Raw genomic sequence first — 20,136 nt, forward strand, 5'->3', positions numbered from 1 at the left:
CGGTGACGGACATCGATATCGAGTTCGCTTTATCGCGGATAAATTATCGGCCAAGAAAGTGTTTAGGCTTCAAGCAGCCAGCCCTTGTATTTAAAGCAATGGCATTAGCTGCTTGATATTGGAGAGTCTCGCACTTCGCAGTTGAACTCGGGAGTAGTTAACTGGTTTTTGAAAATTTTATTCTTTAGGTTGTTGATAGCCTAAGGAGAAGTAAATGAGAAGTGGTCTAATTCAATAGCATGTAAAAGAGTGGTTTGGTGTTTTACCTGCTTTTCCTTAAATGTTGTTTTTAATGGTTTTTTTTGTGATTTTTTTTCCTGGAGGGGGTGGAAATGAACACAGATAGAGATAACTCTGCTGCTATTTCTTCTGTTTTATTAGAGTTTATGACCAGTGGTTGTATCGCTGAACTAAAATATCAGTTAAAAAGAAAGTCAATGAAGCCTTATCAATTGAAATGTGACGAGGTGGCGATGTTTTTAGATGAGTTGGAGGGGGAGAGTTTAAATCGTACAATCCAATCTGTGTTGTATGAGATACTATCAAGAGCTCCTGTGGAAGAAATACTGAACAGGTTAGCCTGTAAAGTAAGGGGAGAGGTAGGTTCATGTAAATCCAGCATATTAATTGAAGAATACATAAAGGCTGGTGCCGGAAATGTTATGATGAAAGATTTGTTTGGTTATGGGAGTAAGCGCTGCCAGAAAGAAAGAAAAAAAATGGATATAGGTTATTTTACCGGAAGGTATAAGAAGTTAGATGAAGAGCAGGAATTAGATGTTCTTAATACATATTTAAGCAATGAGCTAAATGAAATTGGTGACATGAAAAGTGTTATATACGCCATTCATAAAGATACGAAATATGACATAAATGGTATCTATAATTGTCTTGTTGAATACAAGAGGCTTGAAAAAGAAAAGAAGGATAGAGTAAGGGCTGAAGGATATGAGCGAATTGGAACTCAGTTTGGGTAATGTAGAAAAAAAGGTTTTTAAAGTAAGCGAAGAAGGTACTCAAAGAGAAAGGAAGGCGAGAGATGAAAAAGTTGGAGCGTTGACGTCAGAGGTGTCAATAAGTCTCCAGACTAAGCAGATATATAGTGTGTGGGTTGGTAAAACGAGGAAGCAAGCGGAGCAAGAAAGAAAACTTGAGATAAATAAATGTAAGGTTATACACTCTGTAATGGGGGTGCCTAGCTTCTTTAAATTGGCGACAGAATTAGAGGCTGCGATTAAGCAAGATGATCCCTTTGCGGACTATGTTTTTTATCAGCTTCATGAAGCTATAAATCTTGAACGTCACGAGGTGAAAGTACAAGTGGATAACCTCAATGTATATATTTCCGATAGAATCCCTTCGGCAATGTCGATGACTCAAACTTACTCAGTTGAACCGGCAAATATCCCCCTAAATATAAATTCTAGAATCGGATTTGTTTTAGTGTATTTAGTGTTGGAAGTAGATGAGCTGGTAAAGCTTATATTACTTGGTAAACATTGTTCGTTGATCAGTGATTTTAACGCACGTGACGCTGTCTTTAAAGCAAAGAAAAGAATTAGGCGGGTGATTAACTTAGTTCACCGATTCAAAAAAACAGAGGTGACTCGTGATGATGTTAAGTTAAATAGTACTAGAGCGAAAAAAGCGTTTGCGATGATGTCGAACATTGAACTACCCGTAGAATTTATAAATGGGACGAAACGAAGTCCGTTGGCCCCTGCCATTCTGTCAGTGCCTGATTTTACTGGAATTCTTGATAATAGGTAAGAGAAGTAAGCAAAACACAATATGACATGTATTATAGGATAAAATAGATGGTACTGCTGGTTCTGAATATTTGATATTAGGTAGAGTAATAATTGAAAACAACGTTATATTTCAAGTCATTGGTATAAAATTCTTGTTAATAGCTTCCTGTAGTGTTGGGTTGGTGTTTCTGGAATGCGTATCCCTGGTAGATTCGCAGTTTAAGGCAACAGAACTTTTTGCCATTATTTCATTTTGTTTACAGAGTGCCACTGTGGAGCCAAAAAGTTAGGTGGTAGTAGATAATTCACGTAATAAAAATATAAGCTTAAGGCCAAGCCAGAAGGCTAAACCTGCAAGAGGGGGGATTAGTTTAGCTACAAATTTCACGAAAAAGTTAACCCTCCACCAGCCACAAGTGCCAGCTTTATCATAGACGGTAAGAAACCAATAGCAGGACAATACACGCTTAATATACCGAAGGAGCGTGTAATGAAAAAAACTCTACTGGCGATGACATTGTTAGCTGTCTCAGCCCCGTCAATTTCCGCAGAAGATATTAGGCTAAGCCGATATTCAATAGTTAACCCTGATGTTCGTTATGAGCAAAAGCACCCACTTGAAACAGTCATTGATATAAAAATACCGCCATCGGTAACTACAGTGGAAGGCGCTATTAAATATGTGTTAATGCGCTCTGGTTATACTCTGTTGCCACTAAGTAAATCAGATCCAGAAATTAAAATAACCTACCAGAAAGAAATTCCCTACGTCCACCGCCAATTCAAAATGGTCACAGTGAGAAACGCAATAACGGCGCTAGCGGGGCAACCATACACATTAGTTGTCGATCCAATCAGAAGGGAAGTGACTTTTGATAGTGAAATAAAGCTAGGGGGGATCTAATGAGCGAAGTTAGCGATGAGTCAATTGAAAATAAAATTGAAGAAATAGAAAAAAAGAAAATGCCACTTAGGGTTGTTTCTTATGCGGTAATAGGTGCACTTGCCGTTACCGGTTTTGCAGTAACCTCCGCTTGGGTTGTTAGTTATATTGATGACTCAAGGAAATATACTGAGATGAATATTGAGTCAGCTAAAAGTCAGTACATGATAGAAATAGATGAGTTAAGACAGTCTATTTCAAAGATTAAGTCAAAAACGGATGAGCTAACTAATTATGCAGCATTGAAAGAACAGGTTTCAGAAATTTCGAGAAAGCAGGATTCTATAATTAAAAAACAGTCTGAAATTAGCGACTCAATCAACCTCGTGAAAGCGAATAATTCAGACCTTGAAGATAAGCTAAAGTCATTTGAGGTATCATACTCTGAAAATGATTCAAGAATAAAGTCTCTTGAAAATTCAATGAGGCTGATTGCGGGTGATGCGAATAAAGCAAAATCCATTGGTGAATCTATAGATTCAAAAATTGAAAAAGCCGTTTCTCAATTTATGAAAGATGGAGGTGTTAGCAAACAAAATTCACCAAAGATAAATTTAACAAAAACAACGCTAGCAACCAAGCCTGTGAAATTAAATACAGCCAAGGCTAATAGAAGTAAGCCGCCAATTGTATATGCTAAATACTTAAGCTCTATAAATGGATTTACTCTTTTCTCAATAGATAATTGGGGTGGGAGAATGATGGCTACATTACAGTCATCAAATGGCGCAACTAAATCAATTTTTGAAGGCGACACCTTCGATGGCTATACATTTACCAAAGTTGACAAAAGTAACAGCTCAGTATCAGTAGCTAAAGACGGCAGAACATGGAGTCTTAAATGAATTACCTGAAATTGATTCCCGTTATTTCTGTATTGGTAATATCCGCCTGTTCAAGCACCCCAGAAAAGAAAGTTGAGGATTTTATTGATGTGGATGTTTGTCAGTTAGATGAGCTGAAACAAGAGAGTGGTGTCGTGTTTGCCGATTTGAGCGGCGAATGGTCTAACAGAGAATATTACGATAAAGACAATAACACTTGCGTTAGACAAGACACGGCACTAGCCGAAGCTCAGTTAAAACTTTATCAGTACAACACCAATAACAAGGAAAGCGAACAGTGATTAATAATAAATATAAAGCCACCTATGCCGCAATGATTATGTCGTATTCATTTGGCGTGAGCGCGGCCAGCGAACAAGACGTTGATAAATCCATTACGGATATAAACAACACACAAGTAGCCATTTTAAGCAGCACCCTAAAGTCAGCCAACACCCAAAGCATGATGGCCAACGCTGAATCAATGGGATTAACCAAAATTGAAGCGGTACAAGCTGCATCATGGAACTTAACCCTTGAAGATTGGGTTAAGTACAAAGCGCTAATGAAACTCACGCCACGAGGCATCTGGAGCAAAGACATAGATCCAGTGACAGCCCTTGGCGTTGAAGCTACAACCGAAGAAGAACGCCGCAAGTACGCCACAATCTCGCTCAAGCTAGAAACTCAACGAATTGAAAAAGAGCTGGCATTTGAGCGCACCAGACAAAGCGTGGCAAAAGATATGTTCGGTGACATGCCATTAATCATGCCAACCAAGAAAAATGGTGAACCGGCCTATAAATCGGTTATCGCCCTTTTCTCAAGTGTTAACTGTGACCATGAATGCCTTGAGTACATAAAAGATTCGCTACGCACCGCCTCTAAAACTACCAAAGTGGATATTTACATCGTTGGCGCAGAATCCGATGAAGATATTTATAAGTTCAGTTCCGATGTTGGCGTAGACACCGATTTGGTCAACAGCGGCAAAATCACGCTGAACTACGACTCGGGTAAATTCATGAAACTCGGACTAAGAGAGCTACCGGCTAAGATCACTGTCGGACAGAACGGGAAGATACAAAATGAAAGCTATCCATATCTTACTAAGAAATAATGGCATTAAGGCGCTTGTTATTTTGCTTTCTATTTCCCTAAAGGCACAAGCAAGCCCTTACACCATACCCAAGCTTTATGAGGAAGTGGCCAGAAAGCACCAAGTACCGGCGTCACTTCTTCTCGCCATTTCCTATCAAGAATCCGTGCTTAAGCTTCAAAGCGGTAAAGTCACCCCTTGGCCGTGGACTATTAATCACAGAGGCAAACCCTATCGCTTCAAATCTTTAACGGATGCAGCACAAGCATGTGAGAAACTTCACCAAGCCAAAGACTATATGTTTGATGTTGGTCTTGGTCAGGTTAATTGGCGATGGCACAGGCAACGATTCGGTGCCGATTGCTATCAAGCGTTCATTCCAACAGTAAACATCAACAAGTCTGCCGAAATCCTAAAGGAAGAACGTCAACGCTCAAAGAGCTGGCTAGAAGCAGCAGGGCGCTATCACCATCCAAGCAATAAGACGTTTGCCAATCGCTACCGCAAAGGCGTTTACCGCCATTGGGTGTCAATCCAAAAGCAGCTACAGGCACAGCAGGTACAAACCAAATGATGAGAACAACAATGATAGCCACGGCGTTATTAACACTAAGCGCCGCCAATGCGTCTGAAAACTCGCAAACTGAAATCACCAATACAATAAATGACAGCACGGTTAACGCGAGCTTGTTCACTAAACCTGTCTTGACTCAGCAGCAAGCAAAGAACATCACTGACGAAATAATGAAGATGCACCGCGCAAATGTGGTGGTCTTGCATGATGGCGGCAATACAACCCCCATAGAGCGAGCAGCTAAAACCATCGACAAAAGAGCCATTGAAAAGAGCATCATGAAATCAGCTCAAGAGCTTAAGAACATGAAGTTTGATGCAAGCAACCTAACCAATCAGGTGATAACTCGCTTTCCATTCCATACGGAAACACTTAGAGCCGGTGTTTTACCACGGCGTCACTTCAATAAGCCGATACCAAACCTAGTCATGCCTCTCGCTATCGTTGGGACAGATCCCTACTCGTTGGAGTGGGTTCGCTTAAATGCGGCTGAAATAGAGCGTATAGGGGCTTCTGTGGTAGTTGCACAAGCTAACTCTCTTGATGATATTCGTTATCTGAGAACGTTGCTGCCAACCGCGCTTATCGTTCCGAGCAAAGCTGACTTTTTAGTAGATGAGTTTGGCTTACTTGTTTATCCAGTCATATTGAATAAAAGCGGGGCGCACCAATGATTTTTAACTTAAATAAAGACGCGCCAATTGAGGCCATGCTAAGACCGCCGGTTGAGTTTTATTCAGCAATCACGGCTGCATGTGGCTCTGTAGTGGCTTTTACCGCCCCTCATACGATCATGATGACTCCCTCAGTTGGTTATGGCTGTGGTGCATTCTTGCTTGCATTCTCTGGATACCGGTTCAAACAAGGCATGACGGTTCGCCAGTATCAGAAAAATCTTTTACGGTTAAAACCGTTTGCTATGAAAACTTCGGAAGTACCTACATCGAAAAATAACTTATGGATTGGCAAAGGCTTTGAGTGGAGACAAAAACATACTCAGCGGTTGTGGGACTGTAAACGCTCCGATGCGGAAAAGTACATACAACCAAGTTGGCTGTATAACTTTGCACGAGAAGTTGAACGCCGCTCTGAATACAACAAGCTATTACAACCTATTGCCAGTCTAACCAAGCTTGATATTGCGCTAAATCCTGTGCGGAAGCTGCCACCACTCGGCGGCTCAACCCTAATTCACGGCGTAGAGCCAAATGAAAAAGACCAATACTCTGATCTTGGTGAGCGGGTAGGTCATACCGTGGTGTATGGCACTACACGGGTAGGTAAAAGCCGTCTAGCCGAGGTGATTATCACGCAAGATATAGCCCGAGGTGACGGTTCTGTAATTTGTGTTGATCCTAAAGGTGATGCGGGTCTAATGATGCGAATGTACGCCGAAGCAAAGGCGGCTGGCAGAGAAGATGATTTCTATGTCATGCACCTAGGCTTTCCTGATATTTCAGCTCGATATAACGCTGTCGGGTCGTTCTCGCGGATTTCAGAAGTTGCAAGTCGAATCAGCAATCAGTTAGGCGCGGAAGGTAACAGCGCAGCATTTAAAGAGTTTGCATGGCGATTTATCAACATTGTGGCTCGTGCGCTGGTGGAGCTTGGCCAAAAACCCGATTACGAACAAATCTTGAAATACATTGTGGATATTGAACCGCTGTTTATTCGTTATTCGGAAACCTACCTTGCTCGCCAAGGCAAAAAGACCGAAGGCTGGCAAGCGATTATTGGTGCCAAAGAGCGAAGCATGAAAGCGCCACCGCCAAACATGAAAGGCCGAAGCCATCGCACCTGTGCGCTTGAATCCTACTTTACCGAACATGAAATATTCGATCCGGTTATTATGGGTTTGCGCTCTGCGGTACGTTATGACAAAACCTATTTCGATAAGCTAACTGCTTCCCTGCTACCTCTGTTAGAGAAATTAACATCAGGTCGTATGGCCGAACTAATCAGCCCCGATTATCTTGATGTAAAAGATCCAAGGCCAATTATTGATTGGATGTCGGTAATTCGTAAGAAGGCGATTGTCTACATTGGCCTCGATGCCATGACCGATGGCGATGTGGCCAGTGCCGTAGGGAACTCAATGTTTTCTGACTTGGTATCAACATCGGGTCACTTATACAAGGTCGGCACAGAAGAAGGCATTATTGGCGGCAAGGCAAACGAAATGCCAAAAATCTACCTTCACGCAGATGAGTTCAACGAATTGTCCGGTGATGAATTTGTGCCCCTTCTGAACAAGGCCGGTGGTAGTGGCGTTCATGTTACTGCTTACACTCAAACGCGAAGCGACCTTGAGGCGCGGATCGGTAATGCAGCCAAAGCAAGGCAGATTGAAGGTAACTTTAACACCATCATTATGCTGCGGGTTAAAACAGCAGACACCGCCGAGTTGCTGACAAATCAGTTACCGGAAGTATCTATTAACCAAGTAACGCAAGTTTCTGGTGTGAATGACAGCTCAACACCAAGCGATGATGTTCACTTTACGTCCAAGAACGAAGACCGGATAAGCACAGTGAATGTACCAATGATTGAACCAAGCAGCATTATCAATTTGCCAAAGGGTCAAGCATTTGCGTTGGTGGAAGGCGCAAAGCTGCTTAAGTTGAGATTCCCGTTGCTAGAAGAATCGGACACCAGCTTACCGCCGAACCTAAAAACAATGGCTGAGCGAATGAAGTCCAACTATCGCACTTCTGACGCTTGGTGGAATGACGTACCTAACCACGTTATTCGTGATGATTACGGCTCAGATGAAAGTGATACGCAGATAGAAGAAGCGCAGAATTCCACATCGGAAATTGAGAAAATGCTCACTGATGACCGTTTATCAAATTCTGGTGCAGAAAATGAGCAAAGTGATGGCAAGTTAAGCAAATTATCCGAACAGGAAAATGATGACATAGATTGGGAAAAAGCACTGCAAAGCAATGAAATTAAAACGACTGAGAAGGTTGAATAATGGCCAAGGAACAAAAAACAACTCACGACAAGACGGTGAAGCGAACCCCGCTTCTTGTAAAGATATTCCTAGTCATATTGTTTTCCATCATTATGTCAATTTGCATGGAATGGGTCGGCATGGCCTTCTTCTGGCCAGAAGAAGGCAGCAAACACGCATACAACATGATGGTGAATGAGTACGAGTATCTTCATGAGGATTTTCAGCATGGCCTTATTGTTAGTCCTGCACACTCTGCTAATCAGGTGCTTGGTTATTGGCAAAGCAATGTCGTTGGTCAGGCCGACATTGCTCGTTTTCAAAATTGGGCGGCGAGCTATGCCCAAGAAACGAACACGATCCAGAAGTACATGAAAGCCTTTAGTCATTACTTTATGGAATACTTCATTGCAGCCATTTACATCATTCAGATCTTCCTTATGAGACTTGTTATTTTGGTCTTCTCGATACCTATGTTTGCACTATTTGCCGTGATTGGTATCGTTGACGGTTTGACGCAACGTGATGTGAGAAAATGGAGCGGTGGCCGTGAGTCAGGCTTGATTTATCACACATCGAAGGCGTTTATTTTTCCAAGCTTTGCTATTGCTTGGATAGCGTACTTATCGTTACCGGTTTCGGTGCATCCGAACTTTATTGTTATTCCGTGCGCAATCATCACGGCATTATTGCTTTCAACTGCCTCAAGCTCGTTTAAGAAATACCTATGATGAAGATAAGTATGTTCTTGGCTATGTGCCTTTTTGCTGCAAGTGTTGGCGTTAATGCCGGTGGCTATGAAGATGCGAAAAACAAGCGGTATCGCTTTGATTGGAAGATGAAAGCAAAGAACGTCATCGACCAAGAAAGTGTATGTCGTCAATACACCAAGGGAACCTTAGAGCGGCGGTTTTGCCGTGAACAAGCAAAGGACTACTTTTCAAAGCAGTGCGACAAGAGCCGAGGTGACAATAAAATTAAGTATTGTTTTGCCGCTACCTTACACCCAGCCAGATAGCGCCCTGCCTAATAAAAATTTCTTATAAAGAAATCATGAAAAGCTGGCACTTTACGCCAAACAAGTGCCAGCTTTTTTATGTTTTTAATTTTCACAAAGAGTACCTTTGTTATCAACACCAACAACAACGCGAAGCTATGAAAAAGATACTGCTCGGCCTAGTCATTACATCATCTATCCTCTCATCCCAAGCGTTAGCAAATGTTTGGCTTGAGCGAGAGAAACTAGAGCAAATTGAAACGAATTTAGCGGCACTGCATACGCTGATTGCCGAAGCTGATGAACAGTCAAAAAAGACTGGCTACAAGCACAAATTCGATTACAAGCAGCTTACCGATGATGTAAACAAAATCCGTTCAGGAATCACTCATTACCTTGAATCACCATTGGAGCCAGCGGAGATAGAGCCTATTTCTGATGAATATGGGGAGTACAAGTGATGGATCAGAAAATGAGTTCTGCGTGGGCTAACACATTGGGTGGAAGTTTTGTTGCTGACCTTGATTTGTTGGTCAGGATGGGGGGGCAAGCGATTGTTCTTGCATGGTTCACATGGACAGTTATCGGCTTCTATGAAGCTTTTGGCTCTGGTACTAAGGTGCGAGAGCTAACAATTCCTATGTTAAGAAGCTTAATTATATTGAGTTTTTTATTGTTTACATTCAGTTAGTTAAAAAGGATTTATTATGTTTAGTAAATTTAAGGCCAAAACGTCTACCGTTTTAAAGGCTGCATCTGCATCTACAGTGCTATTCGCTTATGATAGCTACGCTGCTCTTGTCGCTGCAAATGACGTGACAGGTCAGGTTAAAGGGTATCTAAAGGAAACTGTGGCGTTGGTTTTGCTTGCGCTTTGTGCCGTAGGTTTTATCGTCACCGTGAAAAACTGCGTTGGTGCATACAGTGAAATTCAAGATGGTAAAGGTACTTGGGGTGGATTGGGGATGCACGTCATTGTTGGCGGCTTGATTTTGACAGTCGCGCTTTACCTGCTCAACCAAGCAAACGGCATATTTGCATAGCCATATGAAATATCTAGGTAAGATGGCGTTCTTTACGAGCGCCTTTTTTTTAAGCTTTTATGGTTACGCAGGGATTGTTCCAGCTTCTTTTAACAATGCGACTGTTACCGACAATATTACCGTATATATATCAGTGACGGTTACTTTGTTATTGAGTGTTTTATGCGCTGGTGGCTTTGGCGTTGTCGTGAAAAACACCATTTCAAGCTATAGCGATATAAAAGAAGGGCGTGGCACATGGGGCAAGTTGTTACTGCAAGTTGTCGTTGGAGCTGGCTTGCTTTCGCTTGCCATTTATCTCGTCAATATTGCCAATTCGATAATACACGTTAGCGGGCAAGTTAGCCCAGTTACTCCATAGGAGAAAAACGTGAGCCAAGAAAAAGAAATTGACTTCCTTCTTGATGGAATGGATTACGAGCCAACCATCGTTGCAGGGTTTACGCAGACTGAATTATTTATTTCTGCTGGTGTCGGTGCTGCGATAGCTATTCCATTAGCCATGATTTCGTTGTTGATGCTTGGTATCAGTCCAATATTGGGGATTCCAATCGGTTTTGTATTGACATTAGTAATCATGGTTTTGGTTTCCAAATGGCTCAAATTTAAGAAAAGAAATGGCAGGGATTCAGAATCAGTCTATGCCGAATTAGAAGTTAAATTGATGAAGAAGCACGGCATCAAAATAGGTAGCTACGACCATATCTTTGAAAAGTCCTGTTGGGATACCGAGCGCTCAAGTGAATTAAAACGGATCTATCAGAAGGAAGAAGAAGACGATGAGTAAACTTAGACGCGATATTGATGCGCGCGACTTACATATCAAATCACAGTGGGCGGTCATAGGTATTCTTTGTATCGTCATTTATTTTTTATGGTCAGGTTGGAAATCTGCTCCAGATGAAATCACTCTGCGCTACCCTCCAGATATACGTGTAGGGGCAACTTATAACATCAATGAAGTACCTGCCCATCACATCTATTCCTCCGCTTTTTACATTTGGCAACAAGCTAACCAGTGGATGACTGATGGTGCAACAGAACACCCTAAAAACATGGAAACAATGGGGTGTTTTTTATCGCCTGATTTGATTTCTACCATGAATGGGGTTTACCAAGAAAAGCTTAAAAATGGCGAAGTGAGTGGCCGAAGTCGGTTTATATCAAGTATTGCGGGTCGCAACTATCGTCCAGAGCGCGTACTGAGTAAAGGCGCTGGCACATGGGTCGTTAATATTGATGTTGTCCTTAAAGAATATTTTGACCAAAAAATGGTTAAAAACGTGCCATTACGTTACTCCCTCTTAGTTGAAGAATCTCCATTTAAGAGTTCATGTAATCCCTACGGTCTGATCATCGCAGACCTAGCAAGCGAGCCTAGACAATTGCTAGATGTAGAAATTGAAGGTGGAATTAAATAATGAAAAAAATACTTAAGATAGCAGCGATTGCCGCTGCAATGGCTACGTCCTTTCAAGCATTGGCAACCGAGGTGGTTACATGGGAAAGAAAGCCCATAAAACTGATCCTTAAAAATGATGTTGAGCGCATTGTTTATTTTCCTGATAACGTGCGAGTGGGGATGCCCCCGCACCTTCAAGATAAGCTCAGAGTAATGTCAGCCGAAGGCGCTGTATATCTTAAATCATCAGGTGATATTAAGAATGAGCGAATCCAAATACAGCTCATTGACTCAGGCCAAATTGTACTGATGGATGTGGTATCAAGTAGCAAGGCTGGGAAAATTTCACAAGAAGACATGAAAGTGAGCGTCACTAGCAGCTATGTTGATAGTGCCAGTGAAGTCACTTATGAAGACGTAGAGCCTGTAACACCCATTGAAATAACTCGTTATGCCGCGAAGCAATTTTATGCGCCGCCAAGACTTAGAGAAAGTGATAACCGCATTCAAAGAACCAGTGTCGCCAAAGTAAATCTACCTGATCTTATGATGGGTCGTAGTCATAGGCTTTTTTACATGACGCCAGTGGCTTCATGGCAAGCGAATGGTAATTTGTACGTTACTGCTATCAAGGTTTCAAACATTACTTACTTTAAGCAGAACTTCCTATACAGCGATATTAATGCAGATTACACACACGCTACTTTCCAACACGGATACGTTACACCTAAAGGGCAAATAGGCGATACAAGCATGTTGTATTTGGTCACTAACCAGCCGTTTGAAGCCTCCCTTTATACCTTGCCTACCGTCAACAAGCAGCCAAGTAAGCAAGCACAAAAACAATCTACCGGAGGTACTAATAATGGCTTCATCAAATAATGTTGTTCCGATTATCGTAGGTGTTGCAGTGTTTGGCGCTGCTGCCGTTGTTATGCTGGGTGGTGATGAAAAAAAACTCACCACGGCAAAAGAGAACTCTATTGAAGATATTCAGTCGTCCCTTAGTGAAGATGAGCGAGCCTTACTTGGTGCAACAGGTGATACACCGGAAGATACCATTCGCGCATTACTGAGAAGAACGGAGTTAGCTGAAAAGAAAGCTCAAGAAGCGGTGAGCAAGGTTGATACACTCAAGGCTGAAAATGTCGAGCTGAAAAACATTGAGCAGCGAATGACGGCGTTTATCGAAGATAAGCTGAAAATGGCTGAGAGCGAAAAGCAAATTGAAATAACCACAGCTAAAAAAGATGATGTTCCCTACGGCGATCCATCTACCATTGTTGTGCCGGTTGAAAAAAATCCGTCTGAAAAAGAAATGTTGGCTGAACTTGGCTTAACTGCGTCAACAGATATGCCGCTTAACCTAAAGTTACCCGATGAGGTAAAACTGCCAACGTATAATGGTGAATTAAGTCGTCCCGCTAAGCAAAACAAAACCAGTCCGATTATCGGCGGCCTTGGTGGTGATGACTTGATGTGGATTGAGCCGGTTGATAGAAAAGTCACAACAGACAGAGAGGGAAATGAAATTGTATCTTTTCCTGATGTAAAAATATCCGATATTGGCGTGTTACAGGACATTGATCAAAGTCGTGAAGACTTAACGGGTATTGAGTCCAAGAAAGCTGAAAAGCCCAAGCCTATCCCCCATTACACTATTCCTGAAAACGCAACCCTGATGGCCAGCGTTAACATGACGGCGATAATTGGCCGTATTCCGATGGACGGAACGGTGCAAGACCCATTCCCATTCAAAATCCTTATCGGAAAGGAAAATCTTGCTACGAATGGCATCAAAATACCAAACATTGACCGAATTGTAGTGTCTGGCACAGCAACCGGCGATTACACGCTCAAATGTGCTTACGGCTCCATTAACTCACTCACTTATACCTTTAATGACGGCACTATTCAGACAGTTAATACCAGAGACAGCGAGGAAGAAACTGGCTCACTCGGTTTTATCTCTGATGCTCAAGGTGTGCCTTGTATTTCGGGTGAGTACATTTCTAACGCACCTGAATACTTAGCGCAAAAAGTCGGCGTATCGGCCTTTGCCGCCGCAGCAAGCGCTTATGCAGCAAGCCAAACGACAAACGTTACCAGTGCCGAAGGTAATACAACGTCTAGAGTGGACGGTGATAAAGGTAAGTATGCAGCCGGTGAAGCCTTAGCCGCAGGAACAGAGGCAACAACGGAATGGCTTGATGCAAGACAGCAAAATGCGTTTGATGCCATTTTTGTTCAGCTTGGACAAAAGGTGGCAGTACACATCCAAAAAGAAATCCCAATTGATTACAACCCAGCAGGAAGAAAGGTATCTCATTATGCAAGCTCAAAAAATCGCACTCGCTCTCTTGATTAATATAGCTCTATTTGGTTGTAGCTCAAAGGAAGATGTTGTACCTCAGAGCAGCACTACAATGCAGGATATTTATCAACAAGGCGCTGATGGTGTAAATGGCCAGTCGTACACATCAACACAAAATGTAGTAGAAAGACCCGCGACAACCGATGAAGTAGATGGTTGGGCATACACTTTGCACAATACACCAAGAGCAGATTTTCATTTGCTCCCGAATCCGACCATGTATATGTACGTTAAAGCTCACTTAAGCACCTCGTCACGAGTGCCAGTGCCAGCTTACATAACAGAATTCAAGATGTATGAACGTGATGAATATGCTCTTGCCGGAGAGCGCAATCTTAATGCCGGAGAAAACCAGCGCAGACCTGCGCCAGCGCCAGTAGAAAAACCTGAAATCACGGAGGAACAATAACCATGAAAGCAATTATTGATGGTATTCATCAAGCGCTCTTTGTTCCACCTAATCAGAGAAAGCCTGCCAAAGAAAAAGCGGCTGTAGAGCAGCCAAAATCCGGTGAAGAAAAAGAGCTAATTAATCATCGTGAGTTTAAGCATAAAGCCGAAACAAAAGCGGCTTATCGTGCTCTTTACCGGAGAATGAAGTACAGTTTTGCAGATCGCTTGCCTTACATGGAGTACCTACCAGAAGAACAGCAGTTTTTGTTAGAAGATGGTTTTTCGGTGGCAGCGGTTTACACTATTAAGCCCATTTCAACAGAAGGGCGAAGCGAAGATTGGCTTATCGCTCGGCGAGATCAGATACAAAATATCCTGCAAACTACGCTTGATGAGTATGAAATTCATCATGGTCAGTGGGTGATGCAGCAATACACTTACGATTCTGACGAGCTATACCGAGCTATTCCTGCTTTGCGTGATTATGTTGCAGACCATGCAAAGGGGACACAATACACCGAAGAATACTTCAAGGAATTAGAGGCGCATTTGCGCGGGGTATCAAATCCTGATGGTATTTTTACCGATAACGCCGTAACCGGTGAGCCTTGGCGCGGTAAAGTTCAAGAAACAAAGATGGTGATCTATCGCCGTTGTACCGAAAGTGAGAAGCGCAAAGCGAAAGAGGTTTTTTCACCAACTGAACAGCTTACTGAGGTGTGTGAACAAATCGAACAAGCCCTGCTTAGAACGGAGTGTCATTTTACCCGAGATACGGGTAAAGAATTTTTCGGCTGGATGCTACGCTGGTTTAATCCAAATCCAGAGTTGACCGATGGCGACCGCGAACTGTTCTACAACATGAGCGATTATCCCGAAAATGAAGACCTACCTTTTGGTACGGATTTGGCCGAGTCTTTACTTTATACCCCCCCCGCATCTGATCCAGATAACTCATGTTGGTACTTTGACGATATGCCACACCGGTTTATTCGTTGTGCATCTCGAAAATCTACGCCCGAAATCGGCTTGTTGACGGGGGAAATCAGGGACAGAACAGCCAAAAAAGGCAGTGGCGGTGCAAGGTGTATGCTTGACCGTTTGCCAGAAGGCTCGATAACCATGCTCACCATCGTTATCGAAGCTTCCAGTTCAGTTGAATCCCATTTGAATAAGCTAGATGGAAAATCAAAAGGTGAAACTGCGGAGTCTTCAAGAACACAAGAGCAAATAGAAAGATCCCGTACCTACATGGGCTCTAATCAAAAAGTTGTTCGTGTGAGCAGCGGTATTTATATCCGCGCAAAGAATTTAAAAGAGCTTAAAAAGCGCACTCAACAAACCGCCCAAGTTCTTATGTTGAGCGGATTTAAGGTGGTTCGTGACCGTGATGATGCCATGCAAAACCACGCTTACCTAACACACCTGCCAATGAACTTTGATCCGCTGGCAGATAAGCGCTATCGCTATCACCGACTCTGTTTTGCACAACATGCCGCCAACATGAGCATGTTCTTTGGTCGGGCGTCAGGAACGGGTCACGCTGGTTTAATGGGATTTAACCGAGGTGGTGATTTGTTCATGGCCGATCCCTTTAACAGCAACGACAGAACGAATAACGCCCACGGTGTAATTCTAGGCTCTACGGGTTCCGGTAAATCTGTTTTCTGTACCACGTTTGCTGCGCACATCATGGCGGTACATAGGCCAAGGTTGTACTTGGTTGAAGCCGGTAACTCGTTTGGCTTGCTGGCTCAGTATTTTGAGCGACTTGGCTTAACTGTGCAGCGCATGAGCGTAACACCGGCTGAAATCGAAGCGGGTCTTAACTTTGCGCCATTTGCTGAGGCTTATAAAGCGTTAGACCAAAGGCAGAGTGTTGATTCCGTTAGTGATACCGATATTGTTGACGAAGTTTCATATGATGACAAAGAGCCTCGTGATGTTTTAGGTGAGCTAGAAATTATCGCTCGCCTCATGATAACAGGCGGTGAGTCGAGCGAAGTTGCCAAGTTTTCTCGCGCTAACCGATTTACATTAAGAAACTGTATCATCCAAGCAGCAGAAAAAGCCCTATCAGAAGACAGAATTTGCCAGACTCAAGATGTGGCCAACGCGCTAATGCTAGCCTCTCAAGATCAGACGTTGCCAGAAAATGAGCGTTCTCGTCTGCGAGAAATGGGGGCGAGTATGGCTTATTACACGCAAGGTCTTGATGGCAAACTCTTTAACGGCACCGGTTTCTCTTGGACTGATGCCGATGTAACCATTGTTGACCTTGGTATGTTGGCACAAGAAGGCCGTGAGGCTCAACTGGCCGTCACCTACACCTCTTTGATGCTTGAAATTAACGCTCGCGCAGAGCAGTTTCAGCATACAGGCCGTATGGGGCTAATGCTTACCGATGAGGCTCACTTAATTACAGCTAACCCGCTGTTGGCTCCATTTGCTGTAAAAATTGTAAAGATGTGGCGTAAGCTCAACTATTGGTGGTGGGCAGCAACACAAAACTGTGGTGACTTTCCAGCCAGTGCCGAAAAGCTACTTAAGATGATTGAGTTTTGGATTTGTCTTGGCACATCCACATTGGAAATTGAAGAAATATCTGAGTTCAAAACGCTGTCTTCTGAGCAACAAGAACTACTGCTCTCTATTCGTAAAGAGCCGAAAAAATATGCCGAAGGTGCCATTATTTCCACCAAGATAGAGCAACTTTTTAGAAGTGTGCCGCCGTCTTTGTTCTTGGCTTTGGCGATGACCGAAGGTTATGAAAAAGCAGACCGAGCTAAGTTAATGGAAGAACACGGCATTAGCGAAGTCGATGCTGCGCTAATGATTGCTGCACAAATTAATGAAGCGCGAGGGTTGAGAAAATGATCAAGTCTTTAGTCAGCCTTAGTGCTCTGTCTATGCTGGCGTTATCAAATTGTGCTGCGGCCAGTACGATAACGCCATGCACTCAATCATGCGAGTTCAACAGTGTTGAAGTCTTTGAGCTATCTGGTGTGCCGGTGGACACCAGCACGACCAGTAGTAAGAATATCCATATTTATCGAGTTAACCTACTTGATAAAGTGGAAGAAAAACTCTCTATGGGAATGTCGGAAGTGACCACCACTGCCGATGCGACCAACTTAATCAACCAAAAATCCGTACAGGAACGCAATCACTATTACGGTCTTATGAAAGCGGGTTGGCGCAACCTCATTCGAGCTGATTACTTTGGAATTAGCAAAGTACCGGCTGTGGTATTTGATCATCAATATGTGATCTATGGAGAAAGCTTACCAAGAGCAATTGAAATTTACCGCAGTAAGAGGGGGCAACAGTGAAAAATCTATTACTCATTGGCTTACTGACACTAAGTGTCCATGCTAATGCGAGCTTAGACGATTTCAATAACGCGATGGGAGCAGGAGACTTTGCAAGTTCAGAGTTAGTCGATAAACCTTTTTATCCAAGCTCATCAGATGTAATCAATGACAGCATTAATACAAGCTGCATCGACTACGAATTTATCGGTGCATGTATTTGGTTAAAATGCGGCATTTGGGGCTGTAAAGTGGTCACGACGCCGATTGCGAAGCATTACATCCCCGATACCATGATAGCCGTAATGAGCCAATCGCCTGATGAGCAAAACAAGGCTGGCGGCGGGAAAAATAACGCCCCTTTTCCTACTACTTGGTCTAATTTGGCTGGTGGTGTTACCGGTATGATCCAGTCACTTCTAACCACGATTTCAGACCAACTAAGCACGCTATCAGGTGGCTTATTTAACACTGTTGAGGGGTTTACAAGCCAAACCGCAGCCGCAGAACAGGCAGGGGTGTATCAAGAAGCGCTCGCGCTAGGCCATCCTGAAGCCGCGCTAGTCAACCAAGCGCAAAAAGCGATTACCAGAGCGACTATGGGCATGGTGCCATTTTGTGATATGCGAACCATTCCAGCAAAGCCTTATTACTCATCGAGCGCCGATTTTATTGAGTGGCGTTATGGCGTGATTGAAACCCTGAGAATGGCGATTGATGCTGGCGGCAGCACGTTTAATATGGATTTGTCAGGCGGTACTCGTATTGGTTATTTTAACAATACAACCAATTTATCAGTGGATAAATGGGATTATCTGTATCCACGAACAGGCGTCACAAGTAACCCCGATCACTATCGAGCGAGTGGTATGGTCGCCAGCCGAGTAGCGCATATCATCACCCGAGATAATCAAATAGGGCGGATCTATGAGAAGTTGCCATCAGGTAAGAAAAATTATCAGTGGCTTGAAGCGTCCCCTTATGAGATTAAAAAGCAAGATAATGCCGGAACCATTCATGACAATCTAACAAATCAAAACATTAATGTCGGTGTGTATCGAACTGATGCGAACACCGGAAAATGGCAACAAAACTACCCTCGAAAGAAAGGGGATGCTTGCTATGTTTTTCCTGACTTTGAGCAAACCCAACAGCAGGTTAATGGTGTCACGATAAATAAGGAATTAGAGAAGCGAAGAAGTAATGCAGGTAACTACTTGTACTCTCTATGGCGAAAGTATGAATGCTGTATCAAACCAAGCCGCTCCCAATACCTTGGAAAGATTAAGTGGGCAAGTTCAAATTCTGATGTAGATATAAGGTTAACCGATAATTCAGGCACTTCCGCTTCGGTTAATGTGTCAACACAGTTTCAAACCAACCCAAACGCTACGGGATATGAGAATGAAACAGACATATCTATGCAAGATCTTCAAAACCTAAGCGGCCAAGCGACCATTGAATCAAATGGCTGGCCAGATGGTGTAACTTCTGATGTGGACTTTGATGATTACAGGCCAACAACCGGAGGTGGTGCTGGCGGCGGCGGTGGTCAAGCTGGCGGTGGCGGCGGTACATAACCCAACCCCAATAAAAAAGCCTCTATATGAGGCTTTTTTATTATCCAATTTTTATCAAATTAGCCGAAAAACCCCGTCCTTTAGGTCGGGGATGTAAGGCTTTAGCGCAACGCGCTAAAACTAGAGCTTGAATCTTACATAAACCACCTGTATTTTGTAAGCCATGAAAGAGATCGCAATTAAACAACGGTTTTACCCGACCAATGAGCAAGCTGAACTTCTAGCTAAGACGTTCGGCTGTACTCGTTTTGTTTACAATGCGATCTTGCGTTGGCGAACTGATGCTTACTACAAATATGGTGAGTCAATCAGCTACAACCAAGCTAGTGCAAGGCTAACTGAACTGAAAAAGAATCCAGAAACAGAATGGTTAAAGGAAGTATCTAGCGTTCCTCTGCAACAAGCACTACGCCACCAACAAACCGCATTCAAAAACTTTTGGGACAATCGCGCTAGATACCCACAATTCAAAAAGAAACATGCAAAGCAAAGCATCACGCTTGCAAGTTCTGCATTCAAATATCGTGATGGGCAGCTATTCATTGCTAAATCAAAAGAGCCTTTGAATATCAGATGGTCGCGTGAATTACCTAGCACACCAACCACAGTAACCGTAAGCAAAGACAAAGCAGGTCGATACTTTGTGTCTATGCTATGTCGTTTTGAGTCTAAACCAATGCCTGTAACCGCTAAGACGGTTGGTATTGATTTAGGTTTAAATAACCTATTCATCACAGATAGCGGTGAGAAAGTCGATAATCCTGCGTATTAACATGAAGTCGATCGGTCAATAACATCGATGCCGATCACTTTTATTCTTCTTTGTAGAACCTCCTTTAAACTAACTTGAGTGATCGACTTGCGTCAATTTATTCTGCATTTTCCTCAT

The 20,136-nt window shown here is 43.0% G+C and carries 24 protein-coding genes and 1 pseudogene; all 25 read left to right on the top strand.

Features of this window, described 5'->3' with window-relative positions:
- Nucleotides 1–116: pseudogene (locus K6Y21_RS20575) on the top strand (IS30 family transposase); the annotation flags it as partial.
- A 216-nt stretch (nucleotides 117–332) separates the two neighbouring features.
- Nucleotides 333–977: a DUF2857 domain-containing protein gene (locus tag K6Y21_RS20580; RefSeq protein WP_233073814.1), complete on the top strand. Its 645-nt coding sequence runs from the start codon at nucleotides 333–335 to the stop codon at nucleotides 975–977.
- Complete coding sequence (locus tag K6Y21_RS20585) at nucleotides 949–1,770, top strand: PFL_4669 family integrating conjugative element protein (RefSeq protein WP_233073815.1); 822 nt, start codon at nucleotides 949–951, stop codon at nucleotides 1,768–1,770. Before K6Y21_RS20580 ends, K6Y21_RS20585 begins: the two co-directional genes overlap by 29 nt.
- A 471-nt stretch (nucleotides 1,771–2,241) precedes the next feature.
- Nucleotides 2,242–2,655: a PFGI-1 class ICE element type IV pilus protein PilL2 gene (gene pilL2 / locus K6Y21_RS20590; protein WP_233073816.1), complete on the top strand. Its 414-nt coding sequence runs from the start codon at nucleotides 2,242–2,244 to the stop codon at nucleotides 2,653–2,655.
- Nucleotides 2,655–3,539, top strand: a complete 885-nt coding sequence (locus tag K6Y21_RS20595; protein WP_233073817.1) for a hypothetical protein — start codon at nucleotides 2,655–2,657, stop codon at nucleotides 3,537–3,539. The genes pilL2 and K6Y21_RS20595 overlap by 1 nt, the downstream gene beginning before the upstream one ends.
- Nucleotides 3,536–3,820 (top strand): hypothetical protein, encoded by a 285-nt coding sequence (locus tag K6Y21_RS20600; RefSeq protein ID WP_233073818.1) that lies wholly within the window; start codon nucleotides 3,536–3,538, stop codon nucleotides 3,818–3,820. The genes K6Y21_RS20595 and K6Y21_RS20600 overlap by 4 nt, the downstream gene beginning before the upstream one ends.
- Nucleotides 3,817–4,638: a TIGR03759 family integrating conjugative element protein gene (locus tag K6Y21_RS20605; protein WP_233073819.1), complete on the top strand. Its 822-nt coding sequence runs from the start codon at nucleotides 3,817–3,819 to the stop codon at nucleotides 4,636–4,638. Before K6Y21_RS20600 ends, K6Y21_RS20605 begins: the two co-directional genes overlap by 4 nt.
- Nucleotides 4,607–5,191 carry a lysozyme family protein gene (locus K6Y21_RS20610; RefSeq protein ID WP_233073820.1) on the top strand — a complete coding sequence of 195 codons (585 nt, stop codon included), beginning with the start codon at nucleotides 4,607–4,609 and terminating at the stop codon, nucleotides 5,189–5,191. The genes K6Y21_RS20605 and K6Y21_RS20610 overlap by 32 nt, the downstream gene beginning before the upstream one ends.
- Nucleotides 5,188–5,865 carry a PFL_4695 family integrating conjugative element protein gene (locus K6Y21_RS20615; protein WP_233073821.1) on the top strand — a complete coding sequence of 226 codons (678 nt, stop codon included), beginning with the start codon at nucleotides 5,188–5,190 and terminating at the stop codon, nucleotides 5,863–5,865. The genes K6Y21_RS20610 and K6Y21_RS20615 overlap by 4 nt, the downstream gene beginning before the upstream one ends.
- On the top strand, nucleotides 5,862–8,168 hold the full coding sequence (traD, locus tag K6Y21_RS20620; RefSeq protein ID WP_233073823.1) for a type IV conjugative transfer system coupling protein TraD: 2,307 nt from the start codon (nucleotides 5,862–5,864) through the stop codon (nucleotides 8,166–8,168). The genes K6Y21_RS20615 and traD overlap by 4 nt, the downstream gene beginning before the upstream one ends.
- On the top strand, nucleotides 8,168–8,878 hold the full coding sequence (locus K6Y21_RS20625; protein ID WP_233073824.1) for a TIGR03747 family integrating conjugative element membrane protein: 711 nt from the start codon (nucleotides 8,168–8,170) through the stop codon (nucleotides 8,876–8,878). The genes traD and K6Y21_RS20625 overlap by 1 nt, the downstream gene beginning before the upstream one ends.
- Nucleotides 8,875–9,165: a hypothetical protein gene (locus K6Y21_RS20630; RefSeq protein ID WP_233073825.1), complete on the top strand. Its 291-nt coding sequence runs from the start codon at nucleotides 8,875–8,877 to the stop codon at nucleotides 9,163–9,165. Before K6Y21_RS20625 ends, K6Y21_RS20630 begins: the two co-directional genes overlap by 4 nt.
- Nucleotides 9,166–9,302: 137 nt before the next feature.
- Nucleotides 9,303–9,605, top strand: a complete 303-nt coding sequence (locus K6Y21_RS20635) for an integrative conjugative element protein, RAQPRD family (RefSeq protein WP_233073826.1) — start codon at nucleotides 9,303–9,305, stop codon at nucleotides 9,603–9,605.
- Nucleotides 9,605–9,835, top strand: a complete 231-nt coding sequence (locus K6Y21_RS20640; RefSeq protein ID WP_233073827.1) for a hypothetical protein — start codon at nucleotides 9,605–9,607, stop codon at nucleotides 9,833–9,835. The genes K6Y21_RS20635 and K6Y21_RS20640 overlap by 1 nt, the downstream gene beginning before the upstream one ends.
- 16 nt (nucleotides 9,836–9,851) lie before the next feature.
- Nucleotides 9,852–10,187, top strand: coding sequence for a TIGR03745 family integrating conjugative element membrane protein (locus K6Y21_RS20645; RefSeq protein WP_233073828.1), 336 nt, complete (start codon nucleotides 9,852–9,854; stop codon nucleotides 10,185–10,187).
- A 4-nt stretch (nucleotides 10,188–10,191) separates the two neighbouring features.
- Nucleotides 10,192–10,548, top strand: coding sequence for a DUF2976 domain-containing protein (locus K6Y21_RS20650; protein ID WP_233073829.1), 357 nt, complete (start codon nucleotides 10,192–10,194; stop codon nucleotides 10,546–10,548).
- A gap of 9 nt (nucleotides 10,549–10,557) precedes the next feature.
- Nucleotides 10,558–10,974, top strand: a complete 417-nt coding sequence (locus tag K6Y21_RS20655; protein ID WP_233073830.1) for a DUF3487 family protein — start codon at nucleotides 10,558–10,560, stop codon at nucleotides 10,972–10,974.
- Entirely contained in the window at nucleotides 10,967–11,608 is a 642-nt protein-coding gene (locus K6Y21_RS20660; RefSeq protein WP_233073831.1) for a PFL_4703 family integrating conjugative element protein, read from the top strand. Before K6Y21_RS20655 ends, K6Y21_RS20660 begins: the two co-directional genes overlap by 8 nt.
- The gene (locus tag K6Y21_RS20665; RefSeq protein WP_233073832.1) at nucleotides 11,608–12,471 is read left to right on the top strand and encodes a TIGR03749 family integrating conjugative element protein; all 864 of its coding nucleotides are present in this window, start codon (nucleotides 11,608–11,610) and stop codon (nucleotides 12,469–12,471) included. The genes K6Y21_RS20660 and K6Y21_RS20665 overlap by 1 nt, the downstream gene beginning before the upstream one ends.
- Nucleotides 12,455–13,957: a TIGR03752 family integrating conjugative element protein gene (locus K6Y21_RS20670; protein ID WP_233073834.1), complete on the top strand. Its 1,503-nt coding sequence runs from the start codon at nucleotides 12,455–12,457 to the stop codon at nucleotides 13,955–13,957. Before K6Y21_RS20665 ends, K6Y21_RS20670 begins: the two co-directional genes overlap by 17 nt.
- On the top strand, nucleotides 13,920–14,372 hold the full coding sequence (locus K6Y21_RS20675) for a TIGR03751 family conjugal transfer lipoprotein (RefSeq protein WP_233073835.1): 453 nt from the start codon (nucleotides 13,920–13,922) through the stop codon (nucleotides 14,370–14,372). The genes K6Y21_RS20670 and K6Y21_RS20675 overlap by 38 nt, the downstream gene beginning before the upstream one ends.
- Before the next feature lie 2 nt (nucleotides 14,373–14,374).
- A complete protein-coding gene (locus tag K6Y21_RS20680) occupies nucleotides 14,375–17,233 on the top strand; it encodes a conjugative transfer ATPase (RefSeq protein WP_233073837.1) in 2,859 nt (952 codons plus the stop codon).
- Nucleotides 17,230–17,688: a DUF1525 domain-containing protein gene (locus tag K6Y21_RS20685; protein WP_233073839.1), complete on the top strand. Its 459-nt coding sequence runs from the start codon at nucleotides 17,230–17,232 to the stop codon at nucleotides 17,686–17,688. The genes K6Y21_RS20680 and K6Y21_RS20685 overlap by 4 nt, the downstream gene beginning before the upstream one ends.
- Nucleotides 17,685–19,247 (top strand): TraU family protein, encoded by a 1,563-nt coding sequence (locus tag K6Y21_RS20690; RefSeq protein ID WP_233073840.1) that lies wholly within the window; start codon nucleotides 17,685–17,687, stop codon nucleotides 19,245–19,247. Before K6Y21_RS20685 ends, K6Y21_RS20690 begins: the two co-directional genes overlap by 4 nt.
- A gap of 163 nt (nucleotides 19,248–19,410) precedes the next feature.
- The gene (locus K6Y21_RS20695) at nucleotides 19,411–20,019 is read left to right on the top strand and encodes an RNA-guided endonuclease InsQ/TnpB family protein (RefSeq protein ID WP_233073841.1); all 609 of its coding nucleotides are present in this window, start codon (nucleotides 19,411–19,413) and stop codon (nucleotides 20,017–20,019) included.
- Nucleotides 20,020–20,136 lie beyond the last annotated feature (117 nt).

This window comes from Motilimonas eburnea (assembly GCF_021295345.1).
In the GTDB taxonomy this organism is placed as follows: domain Bacteria; phylum Pseudomonadota; class Gammaproteobacteria; order Enterobacterales; family CBDFNC01; genus Motilimonas; species Motilimonas eburnea.